This is a genomic window from Cryobacterium melibiosiphilum, from assembly GCF_003602235.1.
In the GTDB taxonomy this organism is placed as follows: Bacteria; Actinomycetota; Actinomycetes; order Actinomycetales; family Microbacteriaceae; genus Cryobacterium; species Cryobacterium melibiosiphilum.
On the sequence record NZ_QZVS01000093.1, the window covers coordinates 1 to 15,970 of the forward strand.

12 protein-coding genes are annotated in these 15,970 nt (G+C 64.9%); 2 read left to right on the top strand and 10 right to left on the bottom strand.

The window, feature by feature from the left end; translation table 11 throughout:
• From D6T64_RS16875 to D6T64_RS16885, 3 genes are all read right to left on the bottom strand, one after another.
• On the bottom strand, positions 1-277 hold a 277-nt coding region (locus D6T64_RS16875), incomplete at its 3' end, for a hypothetical protein (RefSeq protein WP_147364605.1).
• Positions 278-469: 192 nt separating this feature from the next.
• Complete coding sequence (typA, locus tag D6T64_RS16880; protein WP_119975855.1) at positions 470-2,377, bottom strand: translational GTPase TypA; 1,908 nt, start codon at positions 2,375-2,377, stop codon at positions 470-472.
• A gap of 174 nt (positions 2,378-2,551) precedes the next feature.
• Positions 2,552-4,285, bottom strand: a complete 1,734-nt coding sequence (locus tag D6T64_RS16885) for a dipeptide ABC transporter ATP-binding protein (RefSeq protein ID WP_119975856.1) — start codon at positions 4,283-4,285, stop codon at positions 2,552-2,554.
• Positions 4,286-4,335: 50 nt separating this feature from the next.
• Between D6T64_RS16885 and D6T64_RS16890 the strand changes: the two genes are divergently transcribed.
• Positions 4,336-4,971 (top strand): PH domain-containing protein, encoded by a 636-nt coding sequence (locus tag D6T64_RS16890; RefSeq protein WP_119975857.1) that lies wholly within the window; start codon positions 4,336-4,338, stop codon positions 4,969-4,971.
• A gap of 30 nt (positions 4,972-5,001) precedes the next feature.
• Here D6T64_RS16890 and D6T64_RS16895 read toward each other — a convergent pair whose 3' ends face one another.
• The 7 genes from D6T64_RS16895 to D6T64_RS16925 all read right to left on the bottom strand — a co-directional run bounded on the left by D6T64_RS16895 (position 5,002) and on the right by D6T64_RS16925 (position 15,215).
• A complete protein-coding gene (locus tag D6T64_RS16895) occupies positions 5,002-6,063 on the bottom strand; it encodes an ABC transporter permease (protein WP_119975858.1) in 1,062 nt (353 codons plus the stop codon).
• Positions 6,063-7,580 carry an ABC transporter permease gene (locus tag D6T64_RS16900; protein ID WP_119975859.1) on the bottom strand — a complete coding sequence of 506 codons (1,518 nt, stop codon included), beginning with the start codon at positions 7,578-7,580 and terminating at the stop codon, positions 6,063-6,065. The genes D6T64_RS16895 and D6T64_RS16900 overlap by 1 nt, the downstream gene beginning before the upstream one ends.
• Positions 7,581-7,697: 117 nt before the next feature.
• The gene (locus D6T64_RS16905; protein WP_233551312.1) at positions 7,698-9,308 is read right to left on the bottom strand and encodes an ABC transporter family substrate-binding protein; all 1,611 of its coding nucleotides are present in this window, start codon (positions 9,306-9,308) and stop codon (positions 7,698-7,700) included.
• Between the two features lie 447 nt (positions 9,309-9,755).
• On the bottom strand, positions 9,756-11,501 hold the full coding sequence (locus D6T64_RS16910) for a dipeptide ABC transporter ATP-binding protein (protein WP_119975860.1): 1,746 nt from the start codon (positions 11,499-11,501) through the stop codon (positions 9,756-9,758).
• Positions 11,498-12,460, bottom strand: a complete 963-nt coding sequence (locus D6T64_RS16915) for an ABC transporter permease (RefSeq protein WP_119975861.1) — start codon at positions 12,458-12,460, stop codon at positions 11,498-11,500. Before D6T64_RS16915 ends, D6T64_RS16910 begins: the two co-directional genes overlap by 4 nt.
• Positions 12,450-13,379, bottom strand: a complete 930-nt coding sequence (locus D6T64_RS16920; RefSeq protein ID WP_119975862.1) for an ABC transporter permease — start codon at positions 13,377-13,379, stop codon at positions 12,450-12,452. Before D6T64_RS16920 ends, D6T64_RS16915 begins: the two co-directional genes overlap by 11 nt.
• 177 nt (positions 13,380-13,556) lie before the next feature.
• Entirely contained in the window at positions 13,557-15,215 is a 1,659-nt protein-coding gene (locus D6T64_RS16925) for a peptide ABC transporter substrate-binding protein (protein WP_119975863.1), read from the bottom strand.
• Between the two features lie 317 nt (positions 15,216-15,532).
• Between D6T64_RS16925 and D6T64_RS16930 the strand changes: the two genes are divergently transcribed.
• The gene (locus tag D6T64_RS16930) at positions 15,533-15,925 is read left to right on the top strand and encodes a thiol-disulfide oxidoreductase DCC family protein (RefSeq protein WP_119975864.1); all 393 of its coding nucleotides are present in this window, start codon (positions 15,533-15,535) and stop codon (positions 15,923-15,925) included.
• Positions 15,926-15,970 lie beyond the last annotated feature (45 nt).

Below are 15,970 nucleotides of genomic sequence, written 5' to 3' on the forward strand. Positions count from 1 at the left end.
GCTCGGTGGCGAACCGATCCGGCGGAACCGGAACCGCCTCCGGATCCGCGGGCTCCTCATGCTCGATGTCAGCCCACCGCTGCAGTTCGTAGTCGGCCACAATCTGCACGTCGACCCGGTCATCGAGACCGACCCAGTCGTCCAGGCCAGCCCAGTCATCCAGGCTGACCCCGTCCGGGCCAGCCCAGTCATCTGAGCCAGCCCAGCCATCCACGGCACCGCCGTACCCGCCCGGGTCATCGGGCGGGAGACTTTCCTCACTCCCAGTAGTCTTCATGAGCATTAGTCAATACCGAACCACCGACATTCCAGCCCCGACCAGCGCCCCACTCGGGCCTCAACCAGCGAAACAAGAAAAAAAACTTTTCAGTATTTTTCACACCGGCGCCGCATCCCGGATTCACTCGGCAGCCTTAACAAGAAAACCCCCGCAGCCGAAGCTGCGGGGGTTCTCTATTTCACAAGAAGACTACGCGTCCATCTTCTTCACGCGGGAGACCAGGCGCGAGCGAGCGCCGGCCGTGAGCTCCACCTTGCGAATACGCACGGCGGCGGGGGTGACCTCGACGCACTCGTCTTCACGGGCGAACTCGAGGCACTGTTCGAGGGAGAGCACCTTCGGCGGGGTCATCGACTCGAACGAATCCGAGCTCGACTGACGCATGTTGGTCAGTTTCTTTTCCTTGGTGATGTTGACGTCCATGTCGTCGGCGCGCGAGTTCTCGCCGATGACCATGCCTTCGTACACCTCGGAGGTCGGCTGCACGAAGAACGACATGCGCTCCTGCAGGTTGATGATCGCGAACGGCGTCACCGCACCCTGACGGTCGGCCACGATGGAGCCGTTGGTACGGGTGCTGATGGTGCCGGCCCAGGGCTCGTAGCCGTGCAGGATCGCGTTGGCGATACCGGTACCGCGCGTGTCGGTGAGGAACTGCGTGCGGAAGCCGATCAGGCCGCGCGAGGGAACGATGAACTCCATGCGAACCCAGCCGGTGCCGTGGTTGGCCATGTTCTCCATGCGACCCTTGCGGGCGGCGAGGAGCTGCGTGATGGCGCCGAGGTACTCTTCGGGAGCGTCGATGGTGAGGTGCTCGAAGGGCTCGTGAACCTTGCCGTCGATGCGCTTGACGACCACCTGCGGCTTGCCGACGGTGAGCTCGAAGCCTTCGCGACGCATCTGCTCGACGAGGATGGCGAGGGCCAGTTCTCCACGGCCCTGCACCTCCCAGGCGTCCGGGCGTCCGATGTCGACGACCTTGAGCGAGACGTTACCGACCAGTTCGCGGTCGAGGCGGTCCTTGACCATGCGGGCGGTGAGCTTGTGGCCCTTGACCTTGCCCATGAGCGGCGAGGTGTTGGTTCCGATGGTCATCGAGATGGCCGGGTCGTCAACCGTGATGGTCGGGAGCGGGCGCACGTCGTCGGGGTCGGCGAGGGTCTCACCGATGGTGATGTTCTCGATACCGGCAACGGCGACGATGTCGCCGGGGCCGGCGCTCTCGGTCGGGTAGCGGTCCAGCGCCTTGGTGATGAGCAGCTCGGTGATCTTCACGTTGCTGACGGTGCCGTCCTGCTGCACCCAGGCCACGGTCTGGCCCTTCTTGATGGTGCCCTGGAAGATACGCAGCAGCGCGAGGCGGCCGAGGAACGGCGAGGCGTCGAGGTTGGTGACGTGCGCCTGAAGGGGGTGCGTGTCATCGTAGGTCGGTGCCGGGATGTGCTTGAGGATCGCGTCGAAGAGCGGCTCGAGGTCATCGTTGTCGGGCAGGGTGCCGTCTTCGGGCTTGTTCCAGCTGGCGGCACCGTTACGGCCCGAGGCGTAGACGACGGGCACGTCGAGGACGGCGTCGAGGTCGAGGTCGGGGAAGTCGTCGGCCATGTCGCTCGCGAGACCGATGAGCAGGTCCTGGCTCTCGGCCACGACCTCATCGATGCGCGCGTCGGGACGGTCGGTCTTGTTGACCAGCAGGATGACGGGAAGCTTGGCTTCGAGCGCCTTGCGCAGCACGAAACGGGTCTGCGGCAGCGGGCCCTCGGATGCGTCGACGAGCAGGACGACACCGTCGACCATGGACAGGCCGCGCTCGACCTCGCCACCGAAGTCGGCGTGGCCGGGGGTGTCGATCACGTTGATGGTGATGGGGCCATCCTTCGCGTGGATGCCCTTGTACGAGACCGCCGTGTTCTTGGCGAGAATTGTGATGCCCTTTTCGCGCTCCAGCTCGTTGGAGTCCATGGCACGTTCTTCGACCTTGGAGTGGTCGGCGAACGAGTCGGTCTGCTGGAGCATCGCGTCGACCAGCGTCGTCTTACCGTGGTCAACGTGAGCGACGATGGCAACATTTCGGAGGTTATTGCGCGTAGCAATCGCCATAAAAATAGATCCTTACGAAGAATGAATGCCGCAGAGTACCGCTGGCGACGAAGAATGGAAACAAGGGGTCATAGGCTGACCCAAAGTACTATCCTACTGCATGCTCACGACTGCGCGGCTGAGAACGCTATCCGAGGCGACGGATGCCCCGCCCGGCGGCCCGATGAGGCGGCCCTACGCGGCGCCGGACAGCTTGGCGGCCTGGCGCGCCTCCCGGCGCAAGCGCTGTTCGGCCGGGTCCGGCACGGGCACCGCGCTGATCAGCCGCTGCGTGTAGGCCTCCCTGGGCGCCCGCAGGATCTGCGCGCTCGTGCCCTGCTCGATCAGCTTGCCCTTGTGCATCACGGCGATCCGGTGCGCGAGGGCATCGACCACGGCAAGGTCATGGCTGATGAACAGGCAGGCGAAACCAAGGCTGGCCTGCAGTTCCTGCAGCAGGTCGAGAAACCGTGCTTGCACCGACACGTCGAGCGCACTCGTGGGCTCGTCGGCGATGAGCAGGTCTGGGTGCAGCGCGAGCGCCCGGGCGATGCCGACGCGCTGCTTCTGCCCGCCGGACAGCTCGTGCGGAAACCGGTTGCGGTAGCTCGTGGGCAGCTCCACCTGTTCGAGCAGCGTCTGCACTCGCCTGTCGAGCTCGTCGCCCCGAGCCTCACCTGAGAGGTAGAGGGGCTCACCGATGGACTCGCCGATCGGCATCCGCGGGTTCAGCGAGGATGCTGGGTCCTGGAACACGATGCCGGCCTTGCGGCGCAGCGGACGAAGGTCACGCAGGCTCGCCTTCGAAATGTCCAGGCCGCACGAGATGAGCGTGCCGTCGGCGATTGGCAGCAGTCCGACCGCTGCGCGCCCGAGGGTCGTCTTTCCCGAGCCGGACTCCCCTACCAGCCCAACGATCTCACGCGGGAAGACCTGGAAGGTGATCTCCTTCGCGGCGCGGAAGGCGGGAATGCGTCCGCGTTTGGGGTAATCGATGGCGACGTTCTGAAAGTCGAGCACGGGGGCGACACCGGCCTCGCGCACGACCTGTTCGCGCTCAATCGTCTCGATGCCCCGCCCGAGGTGCGGCACCGCGGCGAGCAGCTGCTGTGTATACGGATGCTGCGCGTTGTTGTAGATGTCGTCGATCGTGCCCGTTTCCACCGTTAAGCCGTTCTTCATCACGAGAACCCGGTCGGCCAGGTCGGCCACGACTCCCATGTCGTGGGTGATCAGGATGATGGCGCTATCCAGTCGGGTGTGCAGGTTGCGCAGCAGGTCGAGGATCTCGGCCTGCACGGTCACGTCCAGTGCCGTGGTGGGCTCGTCGGCGACGAGCAGCACCGGGTCGCACGAGATGGACTGCGCGATCATGGCCCGCTGGCGCTGGCCGCCCGAGAGCTGGTGCGGGAATTTGTTGTAGGTCAGTTCCGGGGTCGGCATCTCGACCATCGTCAGCAGTTCGATGGCCCGCGTCTTCGCTTCGGCCGGCGACATGTCGAAGTGCGAGCGTAGCGCTTCGGAGATCTGGAACCCGACGGTGTAGACGGGGTTCAGCGCCGTCATCGGCTCCTGGAAGATCGTGGCCACGGTGTTACCGCGCACCTTGCGCAGTTCCGCCTCGGGGATACCGTTGATCTCCTTACCGAGGAGCTTGATCGAGCCCTGGATGCGCGCGTTCTGCGGCAACAGGCCGAGGAGGGCCATGGTGCCGGTGCTCTTGCCGGAGCCGGATTCGCCGACGATGGCGAGCACCTCGCCGCGACGCACCTGGTAGTTCATGCCGATGCTGGCCGGAAACAGTTCGCCTTCGACCCAGAAGTCCACGTCGAGGTCGGTAACCTCGAGCACAACCTCGGGAAGACCGTCGGGGTCTGTTCCGTCGGAGGCGGCCGAGCCGGAGGTTTCACGGGCTGCTGCGTTAGTCATTGCTCACGATCCTGTTTGGTAGTGCGAATGGGTGATGCGAAAATGGCCGAATGCCCACAGAGCCCCGTGATGAACATCCGTCGTTCGAATATCGTCCGGTCTTCGGGCGTGTCCTGGCCTGTGTCGTCGCCGCGGTCTGCCTCGCCGGTGTGATCGGCCTGGGACTCGCCGGCGACGTGTCGAGCCTGCTGCGCACGATCTGGCTGCCGGCATTGCTGGCCTTTTCGGCCTTCGCCCTGTTCTGGCGCCCGAAGATCGTGATCGACGACGACGAGGTCACGGTCACCAATGTGTTCCACACGGTCGCCGTGCCGTGGCCCCTCATCGAGCGCATCGACACCAAGTACAGCGTGACCCTGCATACCCCCACGCGTCGCGTGTCGGTGTGGGCGGCGCCGAGCCCCGGTGTGCGCGGCGCCATCAGCATCGAACGCGGCGACGTTCGCAACCTCAATGCATCTGCCTACGGCGCCGGCAACAGCGTGCGGCCCGGCGATTCGGTCAGTACGCCCTCCGGCCAGGTGGCCTTCGTGCTGCGTCAGCGTTGGGAGGAGCTGCAGGGCGACGGCGCCCTCACCGCGCAACCGGATGCATCCGCTGCGCTGAGATTGACCATCCATCGCGGCACGATTGCCGCGATCGGCGTTCTGTTGATCGGGTTCGCGCTCAGCGTGCTGCTGCCCTGACCCGACTCGGCGTAGATCCACGATCAGGAACTACTTCGACGCGCGGGCGTCACGGGCCCGACGTGCCAGCGCCTTGGCGAGCGCCTTCGGTGACGGCATCTTCTTCTGGCGCGGGTCGAAGGCATCCCGCAGGCCGTCACCGATGAAGTTGACGGTGAGCGCGATGACGATGATGAACACACCGGGCCACCAGAACAACCACGGGCGGGTCGCGAACGCGGCCTGGTTCTGCGAGACGATCACGCCGAGGGAGGTGTCCGGGCTCTGCACTCCGAGGTTGAGGAAGCTCAGCGCCGTCTCGGCGAGGATCGCGCCGGCCATGAGCAGGGTCGCGCTCACGATGATGACGCCGACCGAGTTCGGCAAAATATGCTTGAAGATGATGCGCTTGTCGCTGGCACCGGAGACCCGCGCCGCATCGACGAATTCACGTTCCCGAAGCGACAGGAATTCGCCGCGCACGAGTCGGGCGAGGCCGGTCCAGGCAAACAGCCCGAGGAACATACCGAGCACCGGCGCTCCGAAGCCGCCGACGGCACGACCGACAACCGCACCGATCACGAGGAACGGGATCGTGATGATGACGTCGGTGAAACGCATCAGCAGCGCATCTCCGATGCCGCGATAGAAACCGGCGAGGGCACCGATCAGCACGCCGAGGCCGGTGCCGACCAGTCCGACGAGAACCATGATCATGATGGACTGCTGGGCACCGCGCATGACGAGGGCGAAGATGTCCTTGCCGATCTGGTCCTGCCCGAAGGGGTGCGGCCCGAAGCCGAAGCCCGGACCGGGGATCAGGCTCATCGTGGGAACACCGCTGTTGACCAGGGGCGGCGTGGCATTCCAGTGCCATTGCCACCAGCCGGGAATGCTGATGCCGAACATGTGCAGGCCGACCGAGGTGTAGGCCAGCAGTACCACGAAGGTCAGAACGACCATGGAGACGACGGCGCCCTTATGGTGGAAGAAGCGCTTGCGCACGATCTGGCCCTGGCTGAGGCCGACGGTCTGCCGCTGCTCAATCGTGGTTTCGTCGCTGGGGCCACCGCCCTGGGGCGGGTCCTGCAGGGCGGAGTTGAGCTCAGACATTAGGACACCCGAATTCTGGGGTCGAGGGACGCGTAGAGAAGGTCGGCGACCAGGTTGAAGACAACGGCGAGCAGGCCGGTGACGACGAAGAAGGCCATCACCGGGTTCGGGTCGATGTCATGCAGCCCGCCGAGGAAGAGTTGGCCCATGCCGCTCCAGCCGAAGACGGTCTCGGTGATGACCGCGCCTCCGATCAGGGCACCGATATCGAGGGCGATCACCGTGGAGATCGGGATGAGCGCGTTGCGCAGGGCGTGGCGCACCACGACGGTGCGCTGCGTGAGACCCTTCGACCGTGCGGTACGGATGTAATCCTGGTTCATCACTTCGAGCATGCTCGCCCGGGTATACCGGGTGAGGCTGGCAAAGGAGATCAGGATGATCGCGATCGTCGGCAGCAGGAGGTGGGTGAAGGTATCGATCCCCTGGATCCAGAAGTTGCCGCCGAGGTTGGGCGTGGACGACCCGATCGTGGCGATCGGACGGCCCGTGATGCGCGACGAGTTGAAGTACGCGTCCCAGTACATGAGAAACCCCTCGAGGGCGATCACGGCGCCGATGGCCGAGGTACGGGCCGACTGCCAGCGGTCCCGGCCGCCGAAGAAGTAACCAATGGCTCCGCCGCCGACGACGGCGCCGAGGGCGAGCGCGAGAAACAGCGGCATCCCCATGCCGGGGAAGACGAAGTAGATCATCGGGTAGTAGAGCGCGATGCCCACGGCGGCGGTGACCAGGGCACCCCGAACGGCGTGCTTGTTCGCGAGGCCGACCGAGATCGCCGTGATGCCGAGCGCCGCGGCGATCGCCGTCACGACGACTCCCACGATGCCGACGTTCGGGGTGCTGAACCAGTTCGTCAGTTCGAAATAGGTGAGCATGACCGCGGTTGACGCGGTGGCCACCCCGAGGGTGATCAACCGTCGTTTGGCCGCTCCGCCGAGGAAGGACATCCACAGCAGGCCGGACACGACGGAGATGACGATGATGACCGGGATCCCGATGACGGGATCGGCGAGCCAGTTGTTGAAGCCGATGGCGATGTACTGCTTGAGCAGCACGGCCACCCAGAAGACCGGGAGGGAGAAGAACAGGAAGGATGCGAACGTGATCGTGTAGTCGTATCCGCTGTATTGGCGGAGCGCGGTGGTGATGCCCACTATGAGGCCGACGATGATGGCGATGATCTGGGCGCTGGTGACCAACTGCAGTGTTGATCCCATCGCCTGCTCCAGCAGCGTGAGCACGGGGAGGCCCTGCACGTTGACGCCGAAGTCGCACTGGCCGACGAAACACTGGGAGACCCCGCCGAGCCAGAGGAAATACCGAAGATAGGGGGGAACGTCAAGGTTGAGCCTCGCGCTGAGCGAGTCCATGAGCTGTTCCTTGTTCGGGGCATTGCCCTGCCGCAGTTCCTCGAGCGGATCGCCGGACAGGGCGACGAGCATGTACATGAGGAACGTTGCGGCCAAAAGAACAAAAAAAGCGGCGATCAGACGCCGGATGACAAATGAAGCCATGAGTGGTGGCAACCTACCTGTAGTCGGGGGAAGGCGCTGGGACCAGTTGGTCCCAGCGCCCGCACTGCATGTCAATCGTTAGTCGAGCTGTCACTCGTTAATCGAGCTGAGGCCCCACTACTCGGCTGCGAGTGTCCAATCCCAGACGTTCCAGAAGATGGTCGGCGCAAGGATCGACGGCTCGATGCCCTCGATGTTGTCGCTGAACGCGGTGACTCCGGGGAACTGGAAGATCGTGACCCCGTAATAGTTGTCGTAGAGCTGCTTGTCGATCTCCTGCTGAAGCGCGATCTGTGCCTCGAGCTCGAACTCGCCGCTCAACTCCTGAATGAGCGAGTCAACCTCTTCGTTGGAGAAGAAGTTCAGGTTGTTGATGCCGCCGGTTTCAAACGTCGGTCCAGATTCCGTCACTCCGAGGCTCGTGGACTGCCAGCCGAACAGCGAGGCGTCGTAGGCGCCCGGGGTTCCGAGCAGGCCGCCCCACTCGGTGCTGCCGCAGTCGGTCACGTTGAAGCCGGCCAGGGCCGCGGAGGTCTGGATCAGCTGGAACTCCTGCACCCGGCGCGGGTTGTTCGAGGCGTACAGAATGCAGACCTCGGGGCTCGTCACGCCGGCCTCGGCCAGGAGCTCCGTGGCACCCTCGATGTCGACGTCGGTGTAGGCGGTCGAGCCGTTCTCGGCGACCGAGTCGTCGTAGCCTTCAGCGCCCGGAACGAGCAGCTGAGAGCCGCGGAGCTCGGCGTCGTCACCGGCGATCGGCTTGATCAGCTTGTCCAGGATCTCCTGGCGCGGAATGACCTTGAGGAACGCTTCGCGCACCAGCGGGTCGTTGAAGTGACCGCTCTTGGACTGGTCGAACTGCAGGTCGACGTGCTCGTAGGTGCCTTCAACGCCGGTGACGAGGGTGATGCCCTCGACGGCTTCGAGCGCGGTGACGAGGTCAGACGTCGCTTGGGGCGAGATGACGTCGACGTCGCCGTTTTCCAGCGCCTGCGCGGCAGCCAGCGGGTCGTCGATAAACCGAATCGTGATCTCTTCGATCGACGGGGTGTTCTCACCGGTGTAGTCAGGGTTCGCCGTGAGGGTGATGAACTGCTCGGCCTCGAAGGCGGAGATCGTGTACGGCCCGGTGCCGATGTACAGCTCGGGGTCCTCGGGCAGTTCGCTGAAGTTGAAGCCGCCGTTCCAGAACGAGGAGATCGGCGCGAGAGCGGCTTCGTCGCCGTCCTCGATGGCCGCGACCACGGCATCCTTCGCTTCGGCGTTGTCGGTGAGTTCGAGGGCGTTTTTGCCCACGACGTGTGCCGGCAGGGCCTCGGGCAGGGCCCGGTCCCAGTCCACGAACGGGGAGCTGTAGACCATCGTCATGGATTTGCCGTCGTCGCTGAGGGTTGGGGTGTCGCGCACGAGGCCGAGGCCGGTGTCGGGCTGGGCCCCGGAGTCGAAGTAGACCACGTCGGTGGGGAAGGCGTCGGTGAATTCACCCGTGTCCGCGTCGGTGAAGTCGGCGGGGTCGAAGTCGGGGGTGTCGAGAGAGCGCGAGTTGGCGGCCCAGTCGAGGAGCAGGTCGGCTGCGTCGACGTCGGTTCCGTCCGACCACTTCACGCCGTCGGCGATGGTGTACTTCACCGTGAGCGGGTCTTCGGAGACGACTTCGATGCTGCCGAAGGACTCGTTCGTCACCAGCTCCGGGGTGTTGTCGTAGTAGTTGAACCAGTCGTTCGTCATGTAGGTGATGTTGTTGTTGGCGGTTGCGTTACCAAAAGTCGTGTTCCCGTTATACGAGTAGAACGGCTGCCCCCATGCAACGTTGACCGACGTTCCTGTGTCGAGTCCGGAGTCGGCCACGGGGGCCGAACAGCCGGACAGCACGAGCGCGGCGGCGCCAACGGTGGCAACAGTTGCCCCGATGCGTCTGATTCTCAGATTTCCTCCTGTGCAGGGTGGACCAGTGAGAGCGACCCAATGTGGCATCACTTCCGTGCTGGGTACCTTTGACCCTAGGGAGGGTAGACACCGGCACCTAACGAAGTGCCGAAACGTTACACGTTGGTAACTAATAATTGCGAAATATTGGCTGGAATGCACAAATTCATCGATGTAAGCGCTTCAACTGATTAAGAACGTTCGCCGAGCCGCCGGTTTTCTCAACTTTCTTGAATGTGGTGCCTCGAATCATTTACCACCGAACTCGAAGTCCCCGCCCGGGATGGCCGCGAGCAGCTCCTGCGTGTACGCCTGCTGGGGGTTGTCGAAGACGTCGTCCGTCGATGCCGCCTCGACGATGCGGCCCTTCTGCATGACGCAGACGTTGTCGGCAACGAGGCGCACGACCGCGAGGTCGTGAGTAATAAAGAGGTACGTCAGTTCCAGCTCGGTCTGCAGCTCGGTCAGCAGGTTCAGGATCTGCCCCTGAACCAGCACGTCGAGGGCCGACACGGCCTCGTCGAGCACGAGCACGTCGGGCTTGAGCGCCAGCGCCCGGGCAATTGCGATGCGCTGCCGTTGCCCGCCCGAGAGCTCGCTCGGATAGCGGAACTGCGTCGCCGCCGGCAGCGACACCTGATCGAGCAGCTCGAGCACGCGGGCCTGTCGCTCCCTGCTCGTGCCGATCTTGTGCGCGAGCAGCGGTTCCGCGATGGTGTTGCCCACGTTGTACTGCGGGTCGAGCGATCCGTACGGGTCCTGGAACACCGGCTGCACCCGTCGACGAAACTTCAGCAGTTCCTTGCCCGTGAGGCCGGCCACGTCGCGTCCGTCGAACTCGATGCGGCCGCTCGTGAGCGTCTCGAGCTGCAGAATCAGTTTGGCCACCGTGGACTTGCCCGAGCCGGACTCACCGACGATCGCCGAGGTGGTGCCCTTCTTGATGCCGAACGAGACATCGTTCACGGCGAGCAGCTCGGTGTACTTCAGGCCCTTGGTGCGAATGCGGTAGAGCTTGCTGACGCCCTCGACCGTGATCAGGTCGCGGGTGGGCGCCTGCTCCTCGCGGATCGCGGCCCGGTCGATCAGTGCGGTGTCCGTACCCCCGGCGGAGTAGATCTCCGCTGCCTCGTCGTGTTTCTTGGCCTGGATGCGCTTGGACGCCAGGCTCGGGGCCGCTGCCACCAGCCGCTGCGTATACGGATGCTGCGGGTTGGCCAGAATCTCCTTCGAGGGTCCCGATTCCACGATTTTTCCCTTGTACATGACCACGAGCTGTTCGGCGCGCTCAGCCGCGAGGCCGAGATCGTGGGTGATGAACAGCACGCTCGTGCCGTAGTCGCGGGTGAGGGTGCCGAGGTGGTCGAGGATCTGACGCTGCACGGTCACGTCGAGGGCGCTCGTGGGCTCGTCGGCGATCAGCAGCTTCGGGCGACTTGAGAGCCCGATGCCGATCAGCACGCGCTGGCGCATGCCGCCGGAGAACTGGTGCGGAAACTGCTTGAGGCGGTCCTGCGCGTCGCTCAGCCCGGCCTCTTTGAGCACCTCGATCGTGCGGGCCCGCAGGTCCTTGCCGCGCAGGTCGCTGTTGGCCTTGATGGCCTCCTCGACCTGGAAGCCGATATTCCACACCGGGTTGAGGTTCGACATCGGGTCCTGGGGCACGTAGCCGATCTGGCTGCCGCGCACATTCTCCATTTCCTTCGGTGTGAGCGCGGTCAGGTCGCGGCCTTCGAACAGGATCTGCCCGGCCGTCACCTGGCCGGTACCGGCGAGCAGATTGATGACCGCCTGCGCCGTGGTGGTCTTGCCCGAGCCGGACTCCCCCACGATGGCGAGGGTCTGCCCGGCGTAGAGGGTGAGGCTGACACCGCGCACGGCGGGAACCACTCCGTACTGGGTCTTGAAGCCCACCTCGAGGTCACGAATCTGAAGCAGCGGACGGGTGTCGTTCGGGTCGAGCACGGGCACGGTCTGGGTCACTAACTGGGTCATCGGCGTGCCCTCGCTTGGGGGTCGAGGGCGTCGCGCACGACGTCGCCGAGCATGAGAAAGGAGAGCACGGTGATCGAGAGGGCGGCTGCGGGGTAGAGCAGCACCTGCGGGGCCGTGCGAATGGTGCTCTGGGCGTCGCCGATATCGTTGCCCCAGCTCATGATGCCCTCGCCCAGGCCGATGCCGAGGAAGGACAGCGTGGCTTCGGCCACGATGAACGTGCCAAGCGACACCGTCGCGATGACGATGACGGGCGCGATCGCGTTCGGCAGCACGTGGCGCACGAGAATCGTGAACTTCGACACTCCGAGGGCGACGGATGCCGTCACATAGTCGGAATTGCTGGCCGACAGCACCGCGCCGCGCATGATGCGGGCGATCTGGGGCCAGGCGAAGATCGACATCACGAGCGCGATCGTCACCGGGGTGCGGTCGGGCAGCACCGAGAGCAGCACGATGGCACCGAGCACGGTGGGTACGGCGAAGAAGATGTCACCGATGCGGGAGACGATCGCGTCGAGCAGGCCGCCGTAATAGCCGGCGAGAGCGCCGACGACGATGCCGACGACCGTGACGAGCACGGTGGCGAGAATGCCAACGGTGACGGATGCCTGGGTGCCGAAGATCACGCGGGCGTAGATATCGCAGCCCTGGAACGTGAAGCCGAGGGGGTGTCCGGCCTCGGGGCCGCCGTTGCTGTTGCCGAGCTCACAGCCGTCGTTGGGCTGGGCGCTCGCGAACAGCCCGGGAAACAGGGCCACGGCGGCGACGAGCAGGATCAGGGCCGAGGAGATCCAGAAAGTGGGCCGTCGACGCATCGACTGCCAGGCATCCGCCCAGGTGCTGCGCGCTTTCTGGCTCTCGTCGAGCTTGTCGAGCGGCGCGATCGGGGTGTCTTCGAGTGCGGCGACGAAATGGCCCTGGTCGGGACGTGCGCCGGGCGTGGTGTTACTTGGCATAACGGATCCTCGGGTCCAGGGCCGCATAGAGCAGGTCCACGAACAGGTTGGCGACGACGAAGATGACGACCATCACGGCGATGAAGGACACCACGGTGGGTCCCTCGCCGAGCTGGATGGCGTCGTAGACGGTGCCGCCGACGCCGTTGATGTTGAAGATGCCCTCGGTGACGATGGCGCCGACCATGAGCGAGCCGATGTCGACGCCCAGGAAGGTGACGACGGGCACGAGCGAATTGCGCAGCACGTGCACGGTCACCACGCGGGGCCGGGACAGGCCCTTGGCCGTGGCGGTGCGCACGAAGTCGGCACCGAGGTTGTCGGAGACGCTGGCGCGGGTGAGGCGCACGATGTAGGCGAACGAGACGGATGCCAGTACCAGCGCGGGCATGATCAGTTCGTCCAGGGGCGCTGACCCGCTCACCGTCGTGCGGAACAGTCCGAGTTGCACGCCGAAGACGTACTGCAGCACGAAGCCGATCACGAAGGTGGGCACGCTGATCAGCAGCAGGCTCACCACGAGGGCGCTCGCGTCGAACAACTTGCCCTTGCGGAGGCCCGCGACGAGGCCGACGAGGATGCCGGCGACGGCTTCGAAGAACAGGGCCAGCATCGCGAGGCGGGCGGTGATCGGGAAGGCCGAGGCCATCACGTCGGAGACCGCTCGGCCGGAGAACGTGGTGCCGAGATCACCCTGGAAGAAACCGCCGATGTAGAGCAGGTACTGCTCGATCAGGGGTTTGTCGAGGTTGTACTCGGCGCGGATCTGCGCGATCACGCCCGGGGAAACCGGGCGGTCGCCGTACAGGGCCGCGATGGGGTCTCCGGGGAGGGAGAACACCATGAAGTAGATGAGGAAGGTGGCGCCAAAGAACACGGGGATCATCTGGAGCAGGCGCTTGCCGGTATACCAGAGCATCAGGTGCCCACGGTGAAACAGATAGGCATGAAAATCGCAATCGGTGAAGGAACTTTCGGTGCTGCGCGCAACTCGCGGCAGCCGAGAAGTCGAATCAATCTGGGGTGTGCGCTGTTCGGTGCGCGAGGCCCCGAACAGCGCACGGCCGAACGGTGTGGTGCTGGTGGTGCCGGTCAGCTATTCCTTGGTGATGTCGGAGTAGAGCGGCACGGAGTCCCAGCCGAATTCAACGTTCTGAACCGTGTCGGCCCAGACCCCCGTGACGTTGGCGTACCAGAGCGGAATCGTCGGCAGGTCCTTCAGCAGCACCTCCTGCGCTTCCACGTACTTGGCGGTGGCGTCTTCGACGCTCGAGGCCGAAGCACCCTCGTCAAGTAAGGTGTCGAACTCTTCACTGCTGTAGCCCTCATAGTTCGAGCCTGCACCGGTCTGGTACAGCGGGGCGAGGAAGTTGTACATCGACGGGTAGTCCGCCTGCCAGCCGGCGCGCGTCGCACCGGTCAGCGTTGCGGCGGACCGGTCGTCGAGGGCGGCTGCGAAGGTCGGGTACGGCTTGCCGACGGCTTCGATGTCGAGGGTGTTCTTGATGCTGTTGACCACGGCATCAACCCAGGCGGAGTGGCCGCCGTCAGAGTTGTAGGCGATGTCGAAGGTGTCCTCGTAGGGCGAGATCGCATCCGCTTCGGCCCACTTGGCGACGGCCTCGTCGGGGTTGTACTCCAGTACATCGGAGCCCTCGAGGGAGTCGGAGTAGCCGTCGATGACGGGCGAGGTGAAGTCGGTCGCCGGGGTACGAGTGCCCTGGAAGATGACGTCGGTGATCTCTTCGCGGTTGATCGACATCGAGATGGCGGCGCGGCGCAGTTCGCCTTCCTCGCCGCTCCAGTGCTCGAGATAGTAGGGCATGTTGAACGCCTGGAAGACGGCGGCCGGCTGGTTCACGAAGGTGTCCGGAAAGTCGGACTGGTAGCTCGCGAAAGCGGATGACGGCAGCGCGTCGAGCACGTCGAGGTCGCCACCCTGCACGGCCGCGTAGGCACCCTCCTGGGTGCCGTAGAAGACGATGTCGAGCCCGCCGTTCTTGGGCACGCGCACGCCGGCGTAGTCGGGGTTGGTGACGAGGGCGATCTGCACGTCGTGCTCCCACGCTCCCTCGGCGGCAAGTTCGTAGGGACCGTTGCCGATCGGGTTCTCGCCGAAGGCATCCATGTCGTCGAAGGCGACCTGGGGCAGCGGCGAGTAGGCGGTGTAGCCCAGGCGCAGCGGCCAGTCGGCCTCGGCGGCCGCGAGTTCCACGGTGAAGGTGGTGTCATCCACGACGGTCAGGCCGCTCATGGTTTCGGCAAGCGGATCGCCGACCTGGAGCGGGGCGCCGTCTTCGTCGACCGCGCCGGACGGGTCATCCATGGTGTTCTGCACGTCGGAGTAGCCGACGATGTTGTCAAAGAAGTAGGAGGAGCCTTGGGCGTTGTCGTAGAGCGCGCCGTAGTTCCAGGCGTCGATGAAGGACTCCGAGGTGACGGGTTCATCGTTGGTGAAGGTCCAGCCATCGTTGAGGGTGACCGTCCACGTGGTGGCATCGTCAGACTCGATGGACTCGGCGACCTCGAGCTCTTCCTCGCCGGTCGCGGAATAGGACACGAGACCGGCGAAGACGGAGGTGACGATCTTGCCGCCACCGGCTTCGGTGGTGTTGGTGGGGATCAGTGGGTTCTGCGGTTCGGAGCCGTTCGTGGTGACGATCGCGCTCCCGTCGCCCGTTGATTCCGGTTCGGATGAGCATCCGCTGAGCGCGAGGGCTCCGACGGCGGCGAGAGCGATGGCAGTGGTGCCCATTCTCCTGATTTTCAATTGTCCTCCAGTGCACAGGGGTACCCGGGCAGGCTCTTGGCCACGCCGTCGTACCAGTTCTATGTACCCTAGATAGGGGGTAGGGCATCCCCCCAATTGGGGGAAGAAATGTTACCGAGACGAAACATTCGACTTCTAGAATATGCAGCAACGTAGACAATCGTGCAGATTTGCGCCCCCGAAGAGGGGGCTGTTAGGGGCTCGGCGGGCGTGGGGGATGTGCCGGGCCGCGTGAGATGTCGGCGCAAGTCTCGGTGCTGCCTGTCAGCGCGGCGAACCTGCCGCAATGACACAATGAGGACATGGCCCCCGCGACGGTTCCGCTCACTGCCCTGCTCATCTTCGACGGCGACTGCGCCTTCTGCACGACCGCCGTCACGTGGGCGACCCGCCTGCTGCCCGCCATGCCGCACGCCTCGCCGTTCCAGTGGACCGATCTCGCGCCGTACGGCGTGACCCGGGCTGAAGCCACCCGCCGGGTCTGGTTCGTGGCCGACGGCCGCCGCTACGGTGGCGCGGCCGCGATCGCCGCCATCCTGCGCCGCCAGCCGATCGCCGCCTTCCGGTTCGCCGGCTGGCTCGGCACCGTACCGCCCTGGTCCTGGATCGCCGAGCTGGGCTACCGACTCGTTGCCCGCTACCGCCACAAGCTTCCCGGCGGCACGCCGGCCTGCAAGATGCCCGCGCGTGCCTGAACCGCTCGTGCCCGAGGACGCAGGACCTCCCAGTTCCTTAGCCCC

Excerpts from the sequence above, each read along its gene's own strand:
- typA (WP_119975855.1), bottom strand. The coding sequence starts at position 2,377 with ATGGCGATTGCTACGCGCAATAACCTCCGAAATGTTGCCATCGTCGCT.
- D6T64_RS16885 (WP_119975856.1), bottom strand. The coding sequence starts at position 4,285 with ATGACTAACGCAGCAGCCCGTGAAACCTCCGGCTCGGCCGCCTCCGAC.
- D6T64_RS16890 (WP_119975857.1), top strand. The coding sequence starts at position 4,336 with ATGCCCACAGAGCCCCGTGATGAACATCCGTCGTTCGAATATCGTCCG.
- D6T64_RS16895 (WP_119975858.1), bottom strand. The coding sequence starts at position 6,063 with ATGTCTGAGCTCAACTCCGCCCTGCAGGACCCGCCCCAGGGCGGTGGC.
- D6T64_RS16900 (WP_119975859.1), bottom strand. The coding sequence starts at position 7,580 with ATGGCTTCATTTGTCATCCGGCGTCTGATCGCCGCTTTTTTTGTTCTT.
- D6T64_RS16905 (WP_233551312.1), bottom strand. The coding sequence starts at position 9,308 with ATGACGAACGACTGGTTCAACTACTACGACAACACCCCGGAGCTGGTG.
- D6T64_RS16910 (WP_119975860.1), bottom strand. The coding sequence starts at position 11,501 with ATGACCCAGTTAGTGACCCAGACCGTGCCCGTGCTCGACCCGAACGAC.
- D6T64_RS16915 (WP_119975861.1), bottom strand. The coding sequence starts at position 12,460 with ATGCCAAGTAACACCACGCCCGGCGCACGTCCCGACCAGGGCCATTTC.
- D6T64_RS16920 (WP_119975862.1), bottom strand. The coding sequence starts at position 13,379 with ATGCTCTGGTATACCGGCAAGCGCCTGCTCCAGATGATCCCCGTGTTC.
- D6T64_RS16925 (WP_119975863.1), bottom strand. The coding sequence starts at position 15,215 with ATGGGCACCACTGCCATCGCTCTCGCCGCCGTCGGAGCCCTCGCGCTC.
- D6T64_RS16930 (WP_119975864.1), top strand. The coding sequence starts at position 15,533 with ATGGCCCCCGCGACGGTTCCGCTCACTGCCCTGCTCATCTTCGACGGC.